Source organism: Paraburkholderia piptadeniae (assembly GCF_900007165.1).
Lineage (GTDB): Bacteria > Pseudomonadota > Gammaproteobacteria > Burkholderiales > Burkholderiaceae > Paraburkholderia > Paraburkholderia piptadeniae.
Genome location: NZ_CYGY02000046.1, coordinates 53773 through 69642 on the forward strand (window position 1 = coordinate 53773; position 15870 = coordinate 69642).

Genomic DNA, 15870 nt, shown 5'->3' on the forward strand with positions numbered 1-15870 from the left:
GTGCCGCGAATTGTGCCGTGACCCCGCTTCGAATGCTCACGATGGAAACCTATCCGCTCTTCGCGCCGCGCGGCATGGCCGCCTGCGAGTCGGCCTGAAAAGCGGATTTGCTATCCTGTGCGCTCTTTTCAACGCGTTGCCTGCGAGGTCATCGAATGCCGAGCGTCGCCATAGCGATCTTTCCAGGCGTCCAGGCGCTGGATGTCGCCGGTCCCGTCGATGTCTTCTCCGAAGCGAACGGTTTCATCGACGGCAACGGCCGCTATCAAGTGACGCTGCTCGCCGCCGACAGCAAGCCGTTGCGCGCATCGAACGGCATCACGTTCATCGCCGACGAAACGTTCGACCAGAAGCGCCCAGACTTCGATCTCGCGCTGATCGCCGGCGGCCCCGCGTTGCCCGAGAGCGCGCCCGATCCACGCCTGACGGACTGGCTTGCGAACGTCGCATCGCGATGCAGGCGCTATGGCTCGATCTGCACGGGTGCGTTCGCGTTGGGCCACGCGGGCCTGCTCGATGAGCGCAACGTGACGACGCACTGGCAGCACGCGCAACAACTCGCGACGCAATTCCCGAAAGCGCGCGTCGACTTCGATCGCATCTATCTGCGCGACGACCGGCTCGTGACGTCGGCGGGCGTGACGGCGGGCATCGATCTCGCGCTGGCGCTCGTCGCCGAGGACCACGGCCCGCAAACCGCGCTGAAAGTGGCGAAACGTCTCGTCGTGTTCTCGCAGCGGCAAGGCGGGCAATCGCAGTTCAGCCCTTACCTCACTGCGCCCGCCGACGAAACCTCGCCCGTCGCAAAGGTGCAGGCGCACGTGATGGCGCACATCCGCGAGAACTTCACGGTCAAACAGTTGGCTGACGTCGCGGGAATGAGCGCGCGCCATTTCGCGCGGATCTTCGTGCAGGATACGGGCGTGACGCCGCATGAGTTCGTCGAGCGCGCGCGGATGGACGCGGCACGCAAGCTGCTGGAAAGCAGCGGCGTGGCACTCAAGACCATTGCGTACGATTGTGGCTTCGGCACGGCGGACCGCATGCGCATCGTGTTCACGAAGCGCATTGGCGCGACGCCGAAGCAATACCGCGAGCGCTTCCGGCAAGAGTGAGTGCCGCGTGAGAAAATGTTTGGCACATCCACGGCTCTTTATAATCTCGACATGAACGCTACCACTTCCGTTCGCGCCATCGTCACCGGTCATACGCGCGGCCTCGGCGCGGCGCTCGCCGAACAACTGCTCGCGCAAGGCATCGCCGTGCTCGGCATTTCGCGCTCGCGCAATGACGCACTCATCGGGCGGCAAGATTTCGAACAGGTCGAAGTCGATCTGTCGAATGCCGAACACCTCACGCAATTCCTCTCCGGCGACACGTTGCGCAACTTCCTGAAAGGCGCGCAAACGGCGCTGCTGTTCAACAACGCAGGCACGGTGCAACCGATCGGTCCCGTCGAAGTGCTGGACGTCGCTGCGATCGCGCAAGCCGTCACGCTGAATGTTTCCGCGCCGTTGATGCTCGCAAGCGCATTCGCCGCCGCGAGTCCCGATGCCGGCGACCGCCGGATCGTCCACATTTCCAGCGGCGCCGCGCGTCATCCGTACTCGGGCTGGAGCATCTACTGCGCGACGAAGTCCGCGCTCGATCATCACGCGCGCTCCGTCGCGCTCGACGAGAACCGGGCGCTGCGCATTTGCAGCGTCGCGCCGGGCGTCGTCGATACGAACATGCAGGCGGAAATTCGCGGCACAGGGCTCGACAAGTTCCCGATGCGCGAGAAGTTCGAGGACCTGAAGCGCAGCGGCAAACTGTCGACGCCGGAAGAGTCGGCGGCCAAGCTGATCAGCTACGCGTTGAGCGATACGTTCGGCGCCGTGGCGACTGCGGATGTGCGGGAGTTGCCGCAGTAAGCGCAGTCGCGTCGCGAAAAAGCGAAGTCCCGAAAAGCCTCACCTTTGCGTGAGGCACGCGTCGTTCGTGGCGCTTGTTGTCCGCTTGTTGTCCGCTTGCCCTGCTTCAAAGAAGCGTGAAATGGCCTTCAAATAGGGGCTTTTTCACGCTTTTTTCGTTTTGCCACCTCGCTTGAGGTGCGGGAGAAGCGCATTGGAAAGCTCACTCCCGAATACGCTCACCTTAAAACGACTTGGGCCACGATTCGCAAACCAGCCGCGAACCGTGGCCCGACACTCCACTTCCGCAAGAGAAGCTCAAGCCTCCAACTGCTCCAACACCTTCCCCTTCGTCTCGATCCCCAGAAACTGCACGGTCAGCGCAGCGAGAAACGGGACCGCAGCGAGCAGATAAAACGCCACATCGAGATTGCCGCCGACCATCGTCTTCGAAACGAGCGTCGGCGCAAAGATCGCCGCGAGCTTCAGCCACGCGCCGCCGACACCACACCCGAACGCGCGGATGCTCGTCGGATACAACTCGGGCGTATACACATAAGCGGTGATGAAACCGCACGCGAGCCAGCCGAGCGCAAAAGCACAGCACGTCGCCACGACATACACGGAAGCGTTGTGCAACACACCCGCCAGCGCCAGCGACAACGCGCACAGCATGAACGACCAGTTGATGATCGGCTTGCGGCCCACCTTGTCGACGAGCACAGCGCACAGCAGCGAGCCGAGCACGCCAAGCACAGAAGCCGCGACGGCGAGATTCAGCGCGAGTTGCAACGGCGCGTGATAGACGGTGCGATAGATCGTCGGCAGCCACGTCGAGAGGCCGTACTGAATCACGCCGCACGTCATCCACAGCATCGCGACAGCCGCCGAGCGCTTCCAGTAGGCCTTGCCGAACAGATCGCGCATCTTGCGCTTCGGGTGACGCGCGGCCATCGCTTCGAAGTCTGCCGGGTCGGCCATCGGCGGTAGCACGCCCTTCGCCGTGCGCTCGAAAGCGTGCACGGCATCGGCGGCTTCGCTCATGCGGCCGCGTTCGGCGAGCCAGCGCGGCGATTCCGGCACGAGCTTGCGCAGCACGAAGAACAGGATCAACGGCGTACCGCCGATAAAGTACATCGCTTCCCAACCGAAGCGCGGCACGATCCACGCGCCCAGCGCATTCGATGCAAGCAGACCGACGGGGAACACGATCTCGTACAGCAGCACGAAACGCCCTCGCCCATGCGCGCGGCAGATTTCGTTGATGTACGTCGCGGCCACCGGCAGCTCGCCGCCAAGGCCGATGCCCTGCACGATGCGCAACACGAAGAACACGGCAAACGTCGGCGCGAAACCGCACGCAATGCTGGTGATGCCGATCACGCCCGAGCTGAGCGCAATCGCCTTCACGCGGCCATGACGCTCCGCGTACCACGGGAACAGAAACGCGCCGATCAGCTGGCCGACCGAACTCGCGCCGATCATCAGGCCCACGTCCCAAGGCGTCAGATGCCATTTGCCGATCAGGATGGGCAGCGTCGCCGCAATCGCGATGACGTCGAAACCATCGAAAAACGTCGCGAGGCCAATCAGGATTCGCGCGCGCACCAGCAGTGCGTTCGCGGGCAATCGTTCGAGCCGCGCAATGATCGATCCGCGCGTCGCGGGACCCGAGACACCGGCGCTGCTCCGTGCCTCAAACGTGTTGTCGATAGTGCTCATGCGTCGTTTCTCCGCCGCGTAGTGTGGTTAGGCAAGCGCCTTGCCGGCATCGGCCAGGGCCGCGACATCGACCGTGCGTCCCTGGCTCATCCATTTGCGCGCGAGCTTCAGGTCGCGCGGCGTGTTGATCGCGATCACGCCGCGCACCGCACCGTCCGCGACATGAAAGAGCGTCGCGCGACGCGCGCTCACGTCGCCGCGCACGACGAGTTGCGCATCGGCGGGAATGTCGCCGAGAATTTGCAGGTTCACGTCGTACTGATCCGACCAGAACCACAGAATCTCCGCATACGGTTCGAACTGTCCGAGCGCGGCCTTCGCGACGACGATCGCCTGGTTCTGCGCATTCGCCCACGATTCGAGCCGCACGCGGCGCTTGAGCCATGCGCTCGGATGATTCGCGACATCGCCGCACGCGAAGATGCGCGGGTCGTTCGTCATGCCGTGTTCGTCGACGACGATCCCGTCGTTCACGGGCAAGCCCGCTGCTTCCGCAAGCGACGTGTGCGGCGTGAGGCCGATGCCGGCCACGGCGAAATCGGCGTCTATCGTGGAACCGTCCGCCAGCGTCGCGCGCACTTTGTTTGCTTCCTCAGGATGCGTATCGAGCGACGTGAGCGCGGCGGACAGCTTCACGTCCACGCCATTCGCGCGATGCAGGTCGAGCAGAAAGTCCGATACGGCAGGCGGCACCGAACGCGCGCACAGACGCGGCGCGCCTTCCACCACCGTCGCCGCGACGCCGAGCTTGCGCGCCGTCGCCGCCACCTCGAGGCCGATCCATCCGCCGCCGATCACAAGCACATGACTGCTCTCGCGCAGACGTTCGCCAAGCGCCGACGCTTCGTCCAGTGTCCGCAGATACGCGATGCGCTCCGTCTTCACGAGCGATGCGGGCAGCTTGCGCGCCGCGCCGCCCGTTGCGATCACGAGGCGGTCGTATTGCACTTCGCGGTCCGATTGCGTGCGCACGATGCGCCGTTCGCGATCGATCGCAACGGCCACATCCGGCTGCCATGCTTCGACGTTCAGCGACGCGAAATCGTCGGTGGCGAAGAGGCGAACGGTGTCGATACCGGCGTCGCCGGAGAGCACTGCTTTCGACAGCGGCGGCCGCTCATACGGCAGATGAATTTCATCCGCGATCATCACGAGACGGCCTGCAAAGCCGGTTTTGCGCAGCGTTTTCACGACCCAGCCCGCCGCCTGCCCGCCGCCGATCACGACGATGGTTTGCGGCGTGTCGGCAGCATCGGGTGCATTCGAGATTGCGGCGTCAGTCATGTTTGCGCTCCGTCATGAATTTGCCTTCCGGCGCCTTTGCGTTCTTCTGACGGCGCGTGTTGCCGTCGATGCCGCCTTCGATCGCCCACTCTGCGAACACGGTCGGGCCCGGTTCGAAATCGCGCGGCTGCCATTCAGGCGTCAACTGGTCTTCGTCCGCGTAGTACTCGATCAGGCCGCCAGCGGGATTCTGGAAATACCAGAAGTACGCTGATGAAACGGGATGACGCCCCGGCCCGAGTTGCGTTTCCCAGCCGCAGCGGCTGATATGCATGCCGCCGCCGAACACTTCGTGTATGTCGCGCACCGTGAACGCAACGTGATTCAGGCCGCGCTTGCCCGTCGGCAGTTGCAGCAGGAAGAGGTCGTGATGGCCACCGTGCGGCGCGCAGCGCATGAACGCGCCGCGGCCCGGATAACGGTCCGACGTTTCGAAGCCGAGACGCTCGTGATAGAACGCTTCCTGCTCCGCGAGACAGTTCGTGAAGAACACGACGTGCCCCACTTCGACGGGCTCGGCGCGTTCGTAGACCGGGCTCGGCGTATCGACGCGCAGCGTTTGGCCCCACACGTTCGACGGCGAGCCATGCACGTCGACGGCACGCTTGCGCGTCACTTCGATGCGGATCGCCATCCCGTTAGGATCGGTGCAGCCGACGGCGTCATCGTTCGAGTAGTAGCCCTTCGCGCCTTTGAGGCTTTCGCGGTACTTGTCGAGATCAGAAGAAGTCGCCACGCCCCACGTCACTTCGCGCAGCGTCGGGCCGTCTTCGAATGCGGGTGGCAGCGACGGATCGTCGGCGATGACTGCGAGCACAGTGCAGCCGTTCAACGTTTCGAAGCGCGCGCGCGTTTCGTCGTGCGCCGTTTCCTTCATGCCCCAATCGGCGAAAAAGCGCCGACAGGTCTCCAGATCCGTCACGCCGTACGTGATCTGTTCAATGCCGAGAATGCTCATATTGCGTGCCTCTTCAGTTCGCCCACGCGAGCGGGGCGTCGTTCAAGCCCCAGTAGAGGCTCTTCTGCTGCATGTATTCACGAATGCCCAGGCGGCCCTTTTCGCGGCCCATGCCGCTTTCCTTCCAGCCCGAGAACGGCGTCGAAATCGAGAACAGCTTGTACGTGTTGATCCATACCGTGCCCGCTTCGATTGCGCGCGCGACGCGCCATGCGCGCTTGTAGTCGCGTGTCCAGATGCCGGCGGCGAGACCGAACACGCTGTCGTTGGCTTCTTCGATCAGCGACGCTTCGTCGTCGAACGGCATCGCGACGAGCACCGGTCCGAAGATTTCTTCCTGGCAGATGCGCGCGCTGTTCGACAGTCCTTCGAGAATCGTCGGCTGATAGAAGAACCCTTGCTCGCGGTCGTTGCCCACGGGCCGCTCGCCGCCGCACAAGAGACGCCCGCCTTCCTCGAGTCCGAGCGCCACATAGCGCTCGACCGACTCGCGATGCTTCGCGGTGATCAGCGGACCCATTTGCGTGTCCTCGCTCGCGGGATCGCCGACGCGCAACTGGCGCGCGTTCTCCGTCAACCGCTTGATGAAATCGGAATAGATCGAGCGCTGCACGAAAAGACGCGAGCCCGCGATGCACGCCTCGCCCGATGAACTGAAAATGCCGTACAGCACGCCGTTGACGGCATGATCGAGATCGGCGTCTTCGAAGACCATCGTCGGCGACTTGCCGCCGAGTTCCAGCGACACAGGCATCAGCTTTTCAGCCGCGATGCGCGCGATGCCACGGCCCACTTCCGTGCCGCCCGTGAACGACACTTTCTTCACGAGGGGATGACGCACCAGCACGTCGCCGATCACCGAGCCCTTGCCCGGCAGCACGCTCAGCACGCCTTTCGGCACGCCTGCTTCCTCGCAGATGCGCGCGAGCGCAAGCGACACGAGCGGCGTCACTTCGGCGGGCTTCAGCACGACGGCATTGCCAGCGGCCAACGCGGGCGCGAGCTTTTGCGCATCCGATGCAATGGGCGAATTCCATGGCGTGATTGCAGCGATCACACCGATCGGCTCGTGCACGCTCATCGTCAGATAGTCGCCGCGCGAAGGCGTCACCTCTTCGTCCAGCGTTTCGAGGCACGCCGCGAAATAGCGGAACGTGTTCGCCGCGCTCGCGACGAGCACGCGCGTTTCGCCGATCGGCTTGCCGTTGTCGAGGCGCTGCAATTGCGCGAGCGCTTCGTGCTTCGCCATGATCAAGTCGGCGATGCGATACAGAATGAGCGCGCGCTGATGCGGCTTCAAACCGGACCAGTCCGGCTTGCGCCATGCGATGTCGGCGGCTTCGATGGCTTCGCGCGCGTCGTCGGGATCGGCCGTCGTAGTCTCGGCATTCACCGAGCCGTCAGCGGGATAGACGCTCGCGTAGAGCGCGCCACGGCCGCGCTTCCACTCGCCGCCGACGAAGATATCGGCGGAAGGCACGAGACGCGAAACGATGTCGGAATGGGGCATGTCGTACTTCCCTGGTTTCAGATCACGCAGCGGGCCGCGCGGTTGCGCAGCGCACGGATCGCGCTGAACGCAGTCAGCGCAGAGGTCTTCGGGTTGTCAGGCAGCGGCTTGCCGCTCATCTCCAGCGACATCTCGCCGAATGCGCCGCGCGCGACGATCCGATGCACGTTGCGCGTGACGGCGGGATCGGCGATCAGACGAACCGTCGTCTGATCGAGGCCGAGGCCCGCGAGCGCGACAGTGGCCGCGACGTTCGCGTTCTTCGGATAGAGATGCGCCGCTTCGCGCGCGCTGCCTTCGAAAATCACGCGCGCTTCCGTCAGCGCGTGCAGATCGCAGACCTGTTCGGCGGGCGTACCGAGCCAGCCCGTGGGCGGCTTTCGGCCGATGTATTGCACTTCGTCGAGACCGCCGAGCTTCGCCGCAGCGAGCGCATCGATGCCGCCGATCGCACCCGACAGCAGTGTCAACGTCGCATGGCCTTCATCCGCGGCGGCATTCAGCGCTTCGAGCAGGCTCAGATCCGACAGCGCGCCGATCGACGCCACCGCGCAATCGGTGCCCGCCTTCAGCAACGGCACGACGTGGCTCACGAGCGCGCCGTGTCCCGCGCATTCCAGTGCGAACTGCGGGCGCGACTTCAATGCATCGACGGACCACACGACATCGACATCCGGTCCCACCTGCTCGCGCACGGCGCTCGCCTGATGCTCGGGCACGATCACATGCGACACATGCACTTGCGGATCGGAAGCCACGGCGCGATACACCGTCTGACCGATTGCGCCGAAACCGATCATCGCGATGTCCATGGACGCGTGATTCATACCGGCACCGTTGGCAGCATGAATGGCATCACGCATGTTCGGGCTCCTGCTTGCGCACGGGAGGACCGGCAAAGGCGGTCGCGAACTGGCCAACCGACAGCATGTCCACTTCGACCATCACGGGGCCCGTCTTCGACATGCCTTCGCGCACGATCTCGTCGGCCTGATCGAGCGACGTGATGCGGTAATGCGTGAGGCCGAAGCTCGCGCAGAACTGCGCGAAATCCGGTTGATGCAGTTGCACGTAGCAACGGCGTCCACCGTAGTGCGCGTCCTGAATGTTGCGGATCACGCCGTAGCATTGATCGTTCATCAGCACGATCATCACGTTCGCGTTTTCCTGCACGGCCGTCACCAGCTCGCCGACGTTGACCATCAGGCCGCCGTCGCCGACGAGGCATACCGTCTTCGATGCCGCGTTCGCGAGCGCCGCACCGATCGCCATCTGAACGCCCTGGCCGATGCCGCCGCCCAACGCATGCACGCCCGCACGCGGCTGGAAGATCTTCAGCATGCGGTTGCCCCACGTGCTGTTTGAGATCGTCACGTCGCGAACCCAGTTGTAGTCGCGGCCGACTGCGTGTTGGAGCACATCGACGAGGCGCTTGTACGGCCCGAGCCCCTTGCCTGTTTCGGCGACGGCCACTTCGCGCGTCGCAGCGAGGTCGCCGGCGAATGCGGGGTCGATCTGTATGCGGCCTTCGAGCAGCGTCGCAAGCTGATCGAGCACGGCCGCCGAGTCGCCATGAACGAAGAGTTCGTTGCGATAGCCGCGATTGTCGGCGAGCGCATCGGCATCGACGCGATACAGCGGTTGCGGCAGCGCGAGCTTGTACTTGAGCGTCTCGTTGCCGCGCAGACGCGAGCCGACCACGAGCAGCGCATCGCACGTCTTGTAGAACTTCTCGACGCCCGGCTGCACGTTGAAGGCACCAAGCGTCGCGGCATGATCTTCGGGCAGCACGCCGCGTCCCTGCACGCTCGTCACGACGCCGAAGCCGAGCTTCACGAGGCGCTCGACCTGCGCGCGTGCGTGACGCGTACCACCGCCGAGCCACAGCAGCGGACGCTTCGCCTTCGCGAGTTCGGCGGCGAGCTGCTCGACGCGCTTTGTGTCGTGCGTCATCGTGTCGATGTGCGGCGCGGCTATATCCGAGGGCCATTCGGTTTCCGCCGCCTGAATGTCGATCGGAATCTCGACGCTGACGGGACCGCTCGGCGCAGTCTGCGCGACGCGCACCGCTTCACGCACGGTCGCCAGTGCGGTTTCGACGGAACGCACGCGGTACGCGGCCTTCGAAATCGACGAGAGCATCGTCAGTTGATCCGGCGCTTCGTGGATGTACGCCAGGTCCTGGTCTAGATACGTCGATTCGATCTGACCGGTGATGTGCACGAGCGCCGTGCCCGCTGTCAGCGCTTCGACCATCGCGCCCGCCGCGTTGCCCGCAGCCGTGCCCGTGCTCGTGAACGCGACGCCGAGGCCGCCTGAAACACGCGCGAGACCATCGGCCATGTTCAGCGCGCCCGCTTCGCCGCGTGCGCCGACATAGCGGATATTGCCGCGCGTGTTGATCGCATCGAGGATCGGCATGTTGTGAATCGAGATCACGCCGAAAGCAGTCTTGACGCCGCACTGCTCGAGAAAAGCGGCGATCAGTTCGCCGACGGTGGTTTTGTTAGACATGACGTGCAACGCCTCCGGAGACATCGATATGGCTTCCCGTCGTGTACGACGACAGGGGTGAAGCGAGATAGAAGAGCGCTTGCGCGGCTTCTTCGGGGCGGCCGAAACGGCCGAGCGGAATGTTCTTCTTGCACGCAAGTTCGCGGGTCCAGTCTTCCCAGCTTTGGCCCGGCTGCGCCTGTGTCTGATAGCGGCGGCGCCATTGACCCGACTCGACGATGCCGATCAGGATCGAGTTCACGCGTATGCGCTGCGGCGCGAACTCGACGGCCAGCGACTTGATGAGGTTCTGCACGCCCGCGCGCGCCGATGAGGTCGCGACCATATGCGGCTCGGGCTGCAATGCGAGCAGCGAATTCACGCAGACGATCGAGCCGTGCCCCTGTTGCGCCGCTTGCGTGAGCATCGGCAAAAATGCGCGCGTCGGACGGATGATGCTGAAGTACTTGAGGTCGAGTTCTTCGCGCCATGCTTCGTCGGTGGTGTCGGCGAACGTCGACACGCGGCCCTGGCCCGCGTTGTTGACGAGCATGTCGGTGCGGCCGAAGCGTTGCTGCACTTCGTTCGCGAACTTCGTGACTTCGTCCGCGTCGAGCACGTTGCAGCGCGCGGCAAGCAGTTGGGCTTGCGGATGTTGCTTGCGCAGCGATGCTTCGGCGCTGGCGAGACGATCGGTATCGCGTCCGCAGATGGCAACCGATGCGCCCGCGCGCAGAAAGAGTTCGGCGGTTGCGAGACCGATGCCGGACGAACCGCCCGTCACGACTGCAACCTGTCCTGTCAAATCGATTTGGATCATCAGAGCCCCAGTGCCTTCATGTATCTGCTTTCCGCGGGCGGCCGGTAATTCAGCCGCAGCGACAGTTGCCCGGCCGCGTCGCGCACCTTGTCGACGAGTCCGCTGTCGAGCAGCGATGCATCGATATGCGAGCGCGGAATCGTCGTCGTGATGACAGCGGCGATCCGGCCCGTGTCGTTGCGCACGGGCGCGCTGATCACGGAGATGCCGTTCTCGAACGACGACTCGCTGATCGCATAGCCGCGCGCGGCGTCGTCCTTCACGCGTTCGTAAAGCTCTTCGACAGTGGCGGGCGTCTGCTTCGTGAAGCGCTCGAGCATCTTCTCGGGATACAGCGCGCGCAGTTCGTCGAGCGACAGATCGCCCATCAGCACGTGGCCGTGCGTCGTCGCATGCGCTGGCAGGCGCGTGCCGACGTTGACCTTCACCGAGCTGAACACATGTGCATGGCTTTGCGCCTTCGCGACGAACACTACGTCGCGGCCGTCGCGGATCACGATGTGCGTGCTCAGGCCCGTCTGATCGCGCAACGCTTCGATCAGCGGCAAGCCGAGATCGGTGAGTTCGAGCGAGCTCAGATATTCGAAGCCGAGTCGCAGCACGGCGACGCCGAGCCGGTAATTGCGATCGCGATCCGCGCGCTCCAGAAAGCCCAGCGATTCGAGCGTCTGCAACAGACGAAACACCGTCGTGCGAGGAATGCCGAGTCGCTTCGACAATTCGGGTGCGCCGAGCACGGGCTCGCGCGGCGAAAATTCCGTGAGAATGCGCAGGCCGCGTTCGAGGCCAGGCACGCGATAGCTCGCGTCGCCGCGGTCCTCTTCCGCTTCGGGCGCGGTGCCCGTCATTTCAGGGGTCATGCTTTGCTCCATTGGCCGTCGCTTGCGCGGCAAAAAGCGTCGATGAGCGCGCTGTACGCAGCGCTCGCTTCGATATAGCCCGCGTGCCCCGCGCGAGGAATGACCTGCAAGCGCGTGCGCGCCGCCTGTGCAATCCGCTCGCATGACGACGGCGGCGTGATCGCGTCTTCCGCGCCGACCGCGACAGCGACACGGCCTGTGTACTTCGCGACATCGCTGGCAAGGTCCGCGTTGGCGAGCAGATGCGTCGCCTGCGCGTAACCTTGCGGGACGATGCGCGACATGTTCCAGCGCACCCACTCGCGCGACGCTTCGTCGGCATGCGGCGATAGCATGTTTGCGCTGCGCTTGTCGGCGAGACCTTGCGGGCCGAGTTCGGCGAGCATCGCAAGACGGCTGTCGCGCTTCGATGTGCGCACGTCTTCGGGCGCTGCGGCATAGCCCGCTGCGGGCGAGATCAGCAGCAAGCCCGCGATACGTTGTGCACGCGCCGCCGCAAACGATCCTGCGATGATCGCGCCGAGCGAATGCCCGACAACGACACAGCGTTCGATGCCGAGCGCGTCGAGCCATTCGTTGAGCGCACTCGCATATTCATGCGCTTGCGGCGACGGCGATGCGACACAAGTCGATTCGCCATAGCCCGGCGCATCCCACGCCAACACGCGGCGCGCAGTGCCGAGCGCTTCGAACTGCTGGACCCACGAAGCCGCGCCCGAGCCGATGCCGTGCAGCAGCACGAGCGGCAACGTGCCGACGCGCGCCGCGCCCGCTTCCCGATAGCCGATCGCGCGTTGCGGCGCAGTCGCGATCCGCTGTGCCGGGAAGTGCGAGAGGCGTGTTTCCAGCGTGGCGGTTCGATCGGCAGTTGTGGGCAAAGCTGCGGACATGGGCGTGACTTCGTGAGTGGTGGATCGTTGGAACGGCAAGTTACTTCGCGAGATCGCGCTTGATCTTCGCGAGCGGCGAATCGGGCGGATAGGTCGGCGTAATCGGCTTCGGCGAACCGAGCATCACGCACATCAGCGCGTCCTCTTCACCGATGTTGATTTCCGTGCGATACACGCCCGGCGGCACCGAGATCAGATCGCGTTCGCCGAGCACGGCTTCCCACGTTTGGCCATCACGCTCGCAGATCACTTTCATCTTGCCGCGCAGCACGAAGAAGATTTCTTCCACGTCCATATGGATGTGGCTCGGGCCGATGTTGCCGGCAGGAATCACCATCGTCGAAAACGTGAAGCCGCCCGCGGGCACGGTGTTCATGTCCTTCGCGACGCCCGTGCCGCCCGTGCCGACATAGCGCATCTGCGCACGGCGGTACTTCGGGTCGTAGTCGGCCTGGAACTTCAGTGCGTCCCAGTCATAGCGGCGCGTTTCGAACCGCGCGACGCGCGAGTCCATCCATTGTTCGAAACTTGCGTCGGCGGGTTGATCCCACGATTTGCTTTCGAGATCGGCGTCGGCCATTGTGTTCTCCATGTGGTTTGCCTGTTCAGGCAAGGTCAATTCATCACGAAGCCGCCGTTCACGGGCAGCAACTGGCCCGTCACGAAGCGGGCGGCGTCCGTGAGCAGGAACAGCACGGGGCCCGTCACGTCGTCGGGCACTTGCGCGCGCGTCAATGCGCGGCCTTTCAGGTAGTACTCGTGGCGCTCGGCGGGGACGTACGCGGTGGCTTCGACTTCCGTGAGGCCCGGCGCAATTGCGTTCACCGTGATGCCGTGCGCGCCGAACTCGCGTGCGAGCGAGCGTGTCATCGCGATCACCGCGCCCTTGCTCGCGACGTAGGCGAGCAGCTTCGGCGCACCCCAGATCGCCGTGTCCGATGCGATGTTCACGATCGCGCCGCGCTTCGAGTCGCGCAGATGCGGCAGGGCTGCCGTGCACATCAGCCACGTGCCGCGCACGTTGACGTTCATCACGGCGTCCCACGTTTGCGTGTCGAGGTCCTGTGCGAAACGTCCACCCGAGTTCGTGATCGCGGCGTTGTTGATCAGCGCGTCGATGCCGCCCATCTGTTGCGCGGCGTGCGCGACGAAAGCGCCGATGCTGTCGGGACTCGCGAGATCGAGCGGAAAGAAGCGCACGTTCGCGCCGAGCTTCTCCGCGAGCGCGCGGCCTTCCGCTTCGAGCACATCGCCGAATACGACCTGTGCCTGCGCTTTCGCGAGCGCTTCGATGAACGCCGCGCCGAGACCGCGCGCGCCGCCCGTCACGACGACGCGCCGTCCGCTCAATCCGCTCGGGCTGAAGGGCGTGACTTCAGGCATGAGCGTGCCCCGTCGACGATTGCGCACCCGCTTCCGCCTGCTTCGCGTTGAATGTGTCGAGATCGGCGATATGCTGTTGCGCGCGTTGACGCAGCATGCGGCGCACGCGCGTCACGCCGACATCGTGCTGATAGAGAAATTCGTGATCGCGTGCATTCGGCGCGAGGCTTTCGAGTACATAGCGATCCTGTTCGAGCACCGCCCAATGCAAACCTTCGAGGCGGTTGCGATACAGGAAGCGCCATGCGTCGCGCTGCCAGCCGCTCACCTTGCGCGTGCGCCAGAAGTAGACCTGGCAGTTGTCGTTATCGACAGGCACCGCAAATCCGACAATGCCGAAGCTGCCACCCGGCCCGAACTTCTTCTTGTACGGAATCGCAAGGCGCATCCACAGGCAGCCCGTCTCGCCGAGTTCGACCCAGTCGAAATTCACGTCGCGCTGATTGACCTTCTCGAACATGAGGCCAGTCTCAGTTTTGCGCACGCGCATGTCGGCCTGCTTGTCGCCTTCCGCCATCGAGTGCGAAGTCGCGTGCAGATACGCGCCATGCATCGGGTCCATCACGTTGTCGATCGCGTACTGATAGTTGCACTTCCAGTTCGACACGCACAGGAACTGCGCGTACTCGGGCGCGACCAGGTCGTCGGGCAGTACGAGAGGCGCCGGCTCCTTGTGCGCGTCGTCGCCGAACCACAGGAAGATCGCGCCCGCATGCTCTTCGACGGGATACGACTTCACGCACTTCCGACCTTCGAGCGGACACGCCGACACGGCAGGCACTTTCTGCACCTTGCCCGACCCGTCGACTTCGACGCCGTGATACCAGCACGCGACGCGATTGCCGAGATTCCAGCCGAGCGACAGACGCGCACCGCGGTGCGGACAGCGATCTTCGAGCGCGTGGACTTTGCCGTCCTGATCGCGCCATAGCACGATCTGCTCGTTCAGACGCGTGAGGCCGATGGGCGCGTTGCTCACCTGCCAGCTCGGCGCAACGGGATACCAGTAGTTCTTCAGGCCGCGGTCCAGATACGCCTGGACGGTATCGGCTGCGGGGCTCGTTGTATTGAGGGACGTCATGGGGAAACTCCGTGTTCGCTTGGGTCGTGCGCCTGGTCGTCGGCTTGCTTGTCGGCGTGGTCGTCCGCGAGGTCGTAACCTCGCGCGGCGCTCATTCGGCGAGCAGCCGCAGTTCCGCAGCGAGACGCTCTTCGCTCCACTGCGCGCCTTCCGGCGTGCGAAAGCCGATCGTGTCGAGCCCGGCCACCACTTCATGCAGTTCGACCGCGCCCGCTTCGAACACCTGCTCCAGCGCATCGCCGAAGTCGTTCTCGTATTGGGTCGGCTCCGCTTTGCGCGTCTGCCAGATCATGTTTTCCACTTCACCCGGCTTCTCGATGACGCCCTTGCCCGCGACATTGTTCGGCTGCGGCGCGAGCCACGGCTTCAGAAAGGGATTGAAGTTCACGACGGCCTCTTTCATGTCATTCCACCTTGATCTGGATTTCTTCACCCGCAAGGCGCACGGCGTACGTCTTCAGGTCGCGGCCGCCCGGCTCTTTCAGACACTTGCCGGTCGGGATATGAAAAACGGCTTCGTGCAGCGGACACTCGACCGTGTCGCCGTCGACGAAGCCTTGCGTCAGCAGCGCATACGCGTGCGGGCAGACGTTCTCGAGCGCATAGACCTCATCGCCCACCTTGTAGATGCCGATTTCCTTGCCGTCGTCGAGCTTGAACTCGACGGGCGAGTCTTCGGAAAGCGCACCGGCATGTCCGGCGCAAAGCCACTGTTCACTCATCTCTCACCTTCTCCCGTCCACTGCATGTTCCATATACGGAACGTCAGTTTATGTATGGTCATTATAGGAGCGCGTTTGGACGAACGAAATAAAAATCGCGCGCCTCCAGGGAAAACACCGAAAGACGTATTTCTACCCGTCAGGGCCCCGTAAAACGGGCCACAACGCCCGCTTGATGCGCATAAAGGTCGCGCGGGTAAGGCATCGATTGCCGTCAGACCAATGAGGGTTTTCACCGTCGCAAAAACTTTTTCG

The 15870-nt window shown here is 64.0% G+C and carries 16 protein-coding genes; 2 read left to right on the plus strand and 14 right to left on the minus strand.

Translation table 11 applies throughout. The annotated features are described in order from the left end of the window. Positions 1–155: 155 nt before the first annotated feature. Both BN2476_RS23235 and BN2476_RS23240 read left to right on the plus strand, forming a co-directional pair. Positions 156–1115 (plus strand): GlxA family transcriptional regulator, encoded by a 960-nt coding sequence (locus tag BN2476_RS23235; RefSeq protein WP_087736511.1) that lies wholly within the window; start codon positions 156–158, stop codon positions 1113–1115. A 51-nt stretch (positions 1116–1166) separates the two neighbouring features. Further along, positions 1167–1913, plus strand: a complete 747-nt coding sequence (locus BN2476_RS23240) for an SDR family oxidoreductase (protein WP_087736512.1) — start codon at positions 1167–1169, stop codon at positions 1911–1913. A gap of 297 nt (positions 1914–2210) precedes the next feature. Here the strand turns inward: BN2476_RS23240 and BN2476_RS23245 are convergent, their stop codons facing one another. From BN2476_RS23245 to BN2476_RS23310, 14 genes are all read right to left on the minus strand, one after another. Beyond that, positions 2211–3614, minus strand: coding sequence for an MFS transporter (locus tag BN2476_RS23245; protein ID WP_087736513.1), 1404 nt, complete (start codon positions 3612–3614; stop codon positions 2211–2213). 27 nt (positions 3615–3641) lie between these two features. Next, positions 3642–4898 carry an NAD(P)/FAD-dependent oxidoreductase gene (locus BN2476_RS23250; protein WP_087736514.1) on the minus strand — a complete coding sequence of 419 codons (1257 nt, stop codon included), beginning with the start codon at positions 4896–4898 and terminating at the stop codon, positions 3642–3644. Further along, on the minus strand, positions 4891–5856 hold the full coding sequence (locus BN2476_RS23255) for a VOC family protein (RefSeq protein ID WP_087736515.1): 966 nt from the start codon (positions 5854–5856) through the stop codon (positions 4891–4893). Before BN2476_RS23255 ends, BN2476_RS23250 begins: the two co-directional genes overlap by 8 nt. A gap of 13 nt (positions 5857–5869) precedes the next feature. Beyond that, the gene (locus tag BN2476_RS23260) at positions 5870–7366 is read right to left on the minus strand and encodes an aldehyde dehydrogenase (protein WP_087736516.1); all 1497 of its coding nucleotides are present in this window, start codon (positions 7364–7366) and stop codon (positions 5870–5872) included. A 17-nt stretch (positions 7367–7383) separates the two neighbouring features. Beyond that, positions 7384–8229, minus strand: a complete 846-nt coding sequence (locus BN2476_RS23265) for an aspartate dehydrogenase (protein ID WP_087736517.1) — start codon at positions 8227–8229, stop codon at positions 7384–7386. Then, complete coding sequence (locus tag BN2476_RS23270) at positions 8222–9880, minus strand: thiamine pyrophosphate-binding protein (RefSeq protein WP_087736518.1); 1659 nt, start codon at positions 9878–9880, stop codon at positions 8222–8224. The genes BN2476_RS23265 and BN2476_RS23270 overlap by 8 nt, the downstream gene beginning before the upstream one ends. Next, positions 9873–10679 carry an SDR family oxidoreductase gene (locus BN2476_RS23275; RefSeq protein WP_087736519.1) on the minus strand — a complete coding sequence of 269 codons (807 nt, stop codon included), beginning with the start codon at positions 10677–10679 and terminating at the stop codon, positions 9873–9875. Before BN2476_RS23275 ends, BN2476_RS23270 begins: the two co-directional genes overlap by 8 nt. Then, positions 10679–11539, minus strand: a complete 861-nt coding sequence (locus BN2476_RS23280) for an IclR family transcriptional regulator (RefSeq protein WP_173819654.1) — start codon at positions 11537–11539, stop codon at positions 10679–10681. Before BN2476_RS23280 ends, BN2476_RS23275 begins: the two co-directional genes overlap by 1 nt. Then, positions 11536–12429: an alpha/beta fold hydrolase gene (locus BN2476_RS23285; protein ID WP_087736520.1), complete on the minus strand. Its 894-nt coding sequence runs from the start codon at positions 12427–12429 to the stop codon at positions 11536–11538. The genes BN2476_RS23280 and BN2476_RS23285 overlap by 4 nt, the downstream gene beginning before the upstream one ends. A gap of 40 nt (positions 12430–12469) precedes the next feature. Continuing rightward, a complete protein-coding gene (locus BN2476_RS23290) occupies positions 12470–13009 on the minus strand; it encodes a cupin domain-containing protein (protein ID WP_087736657.1) in 540 nt (179 codons plus the stop codon). A gap of 35 nt (positions 13010–13044) precedes the next feature. Beyond that, positions 13045–13812: an SDR family oxidoreductase gene (locus BN2476_RS23295; RefSeq protein ID WP_087736521.1), complete on the minus strand. Its 768-nt coding sequence runs from the start codon at positions 13810–13812 to the stop codon at positions 13045–13047. Further along, positions 13805–14893: an aromatic ring-hydroxylating dioxygenase subunit alpha gene (locus BN2476_RS23300; protein WP_087736522.1), complete on the minus strand. Its 1089-nt coding sequence runs from the start codon at positions 14891–14893 to the stop codon at positions 13805–13807. The genes BN2476_RS23295 and BN2476_RS23300 overlap by 8 nt, the downstream gene beginning before the upstream one ends. 91 nt (positions 14894–14984) lie before the next feature. Beyond that, positions 14985–15296 (minus strand): recombinase-like helix-turn-helix domain-containing protein, encoded by a 312-nt coding sequence (locus BN2476_RS23305; protein WP_087736523.1) that lies wholly within the window; start codon positions 15294–15296, stop codon positions 14985–14987. Between the two features lies 1 nt (position 15297). Beyond that, positions 15298–15615: a non-heme iron oxygenase ferredoxin subunit gene (locus BN2476_RS23310; protein WP_087736524.1), complete on the minus strand. Its 318-nt coding sequence runs from the start codon at positions 15613–15615 to the stop codon at positions 15298–15300. Between the last annotated feature and the right edge of the window lie 255 nt (positions 15616–15870).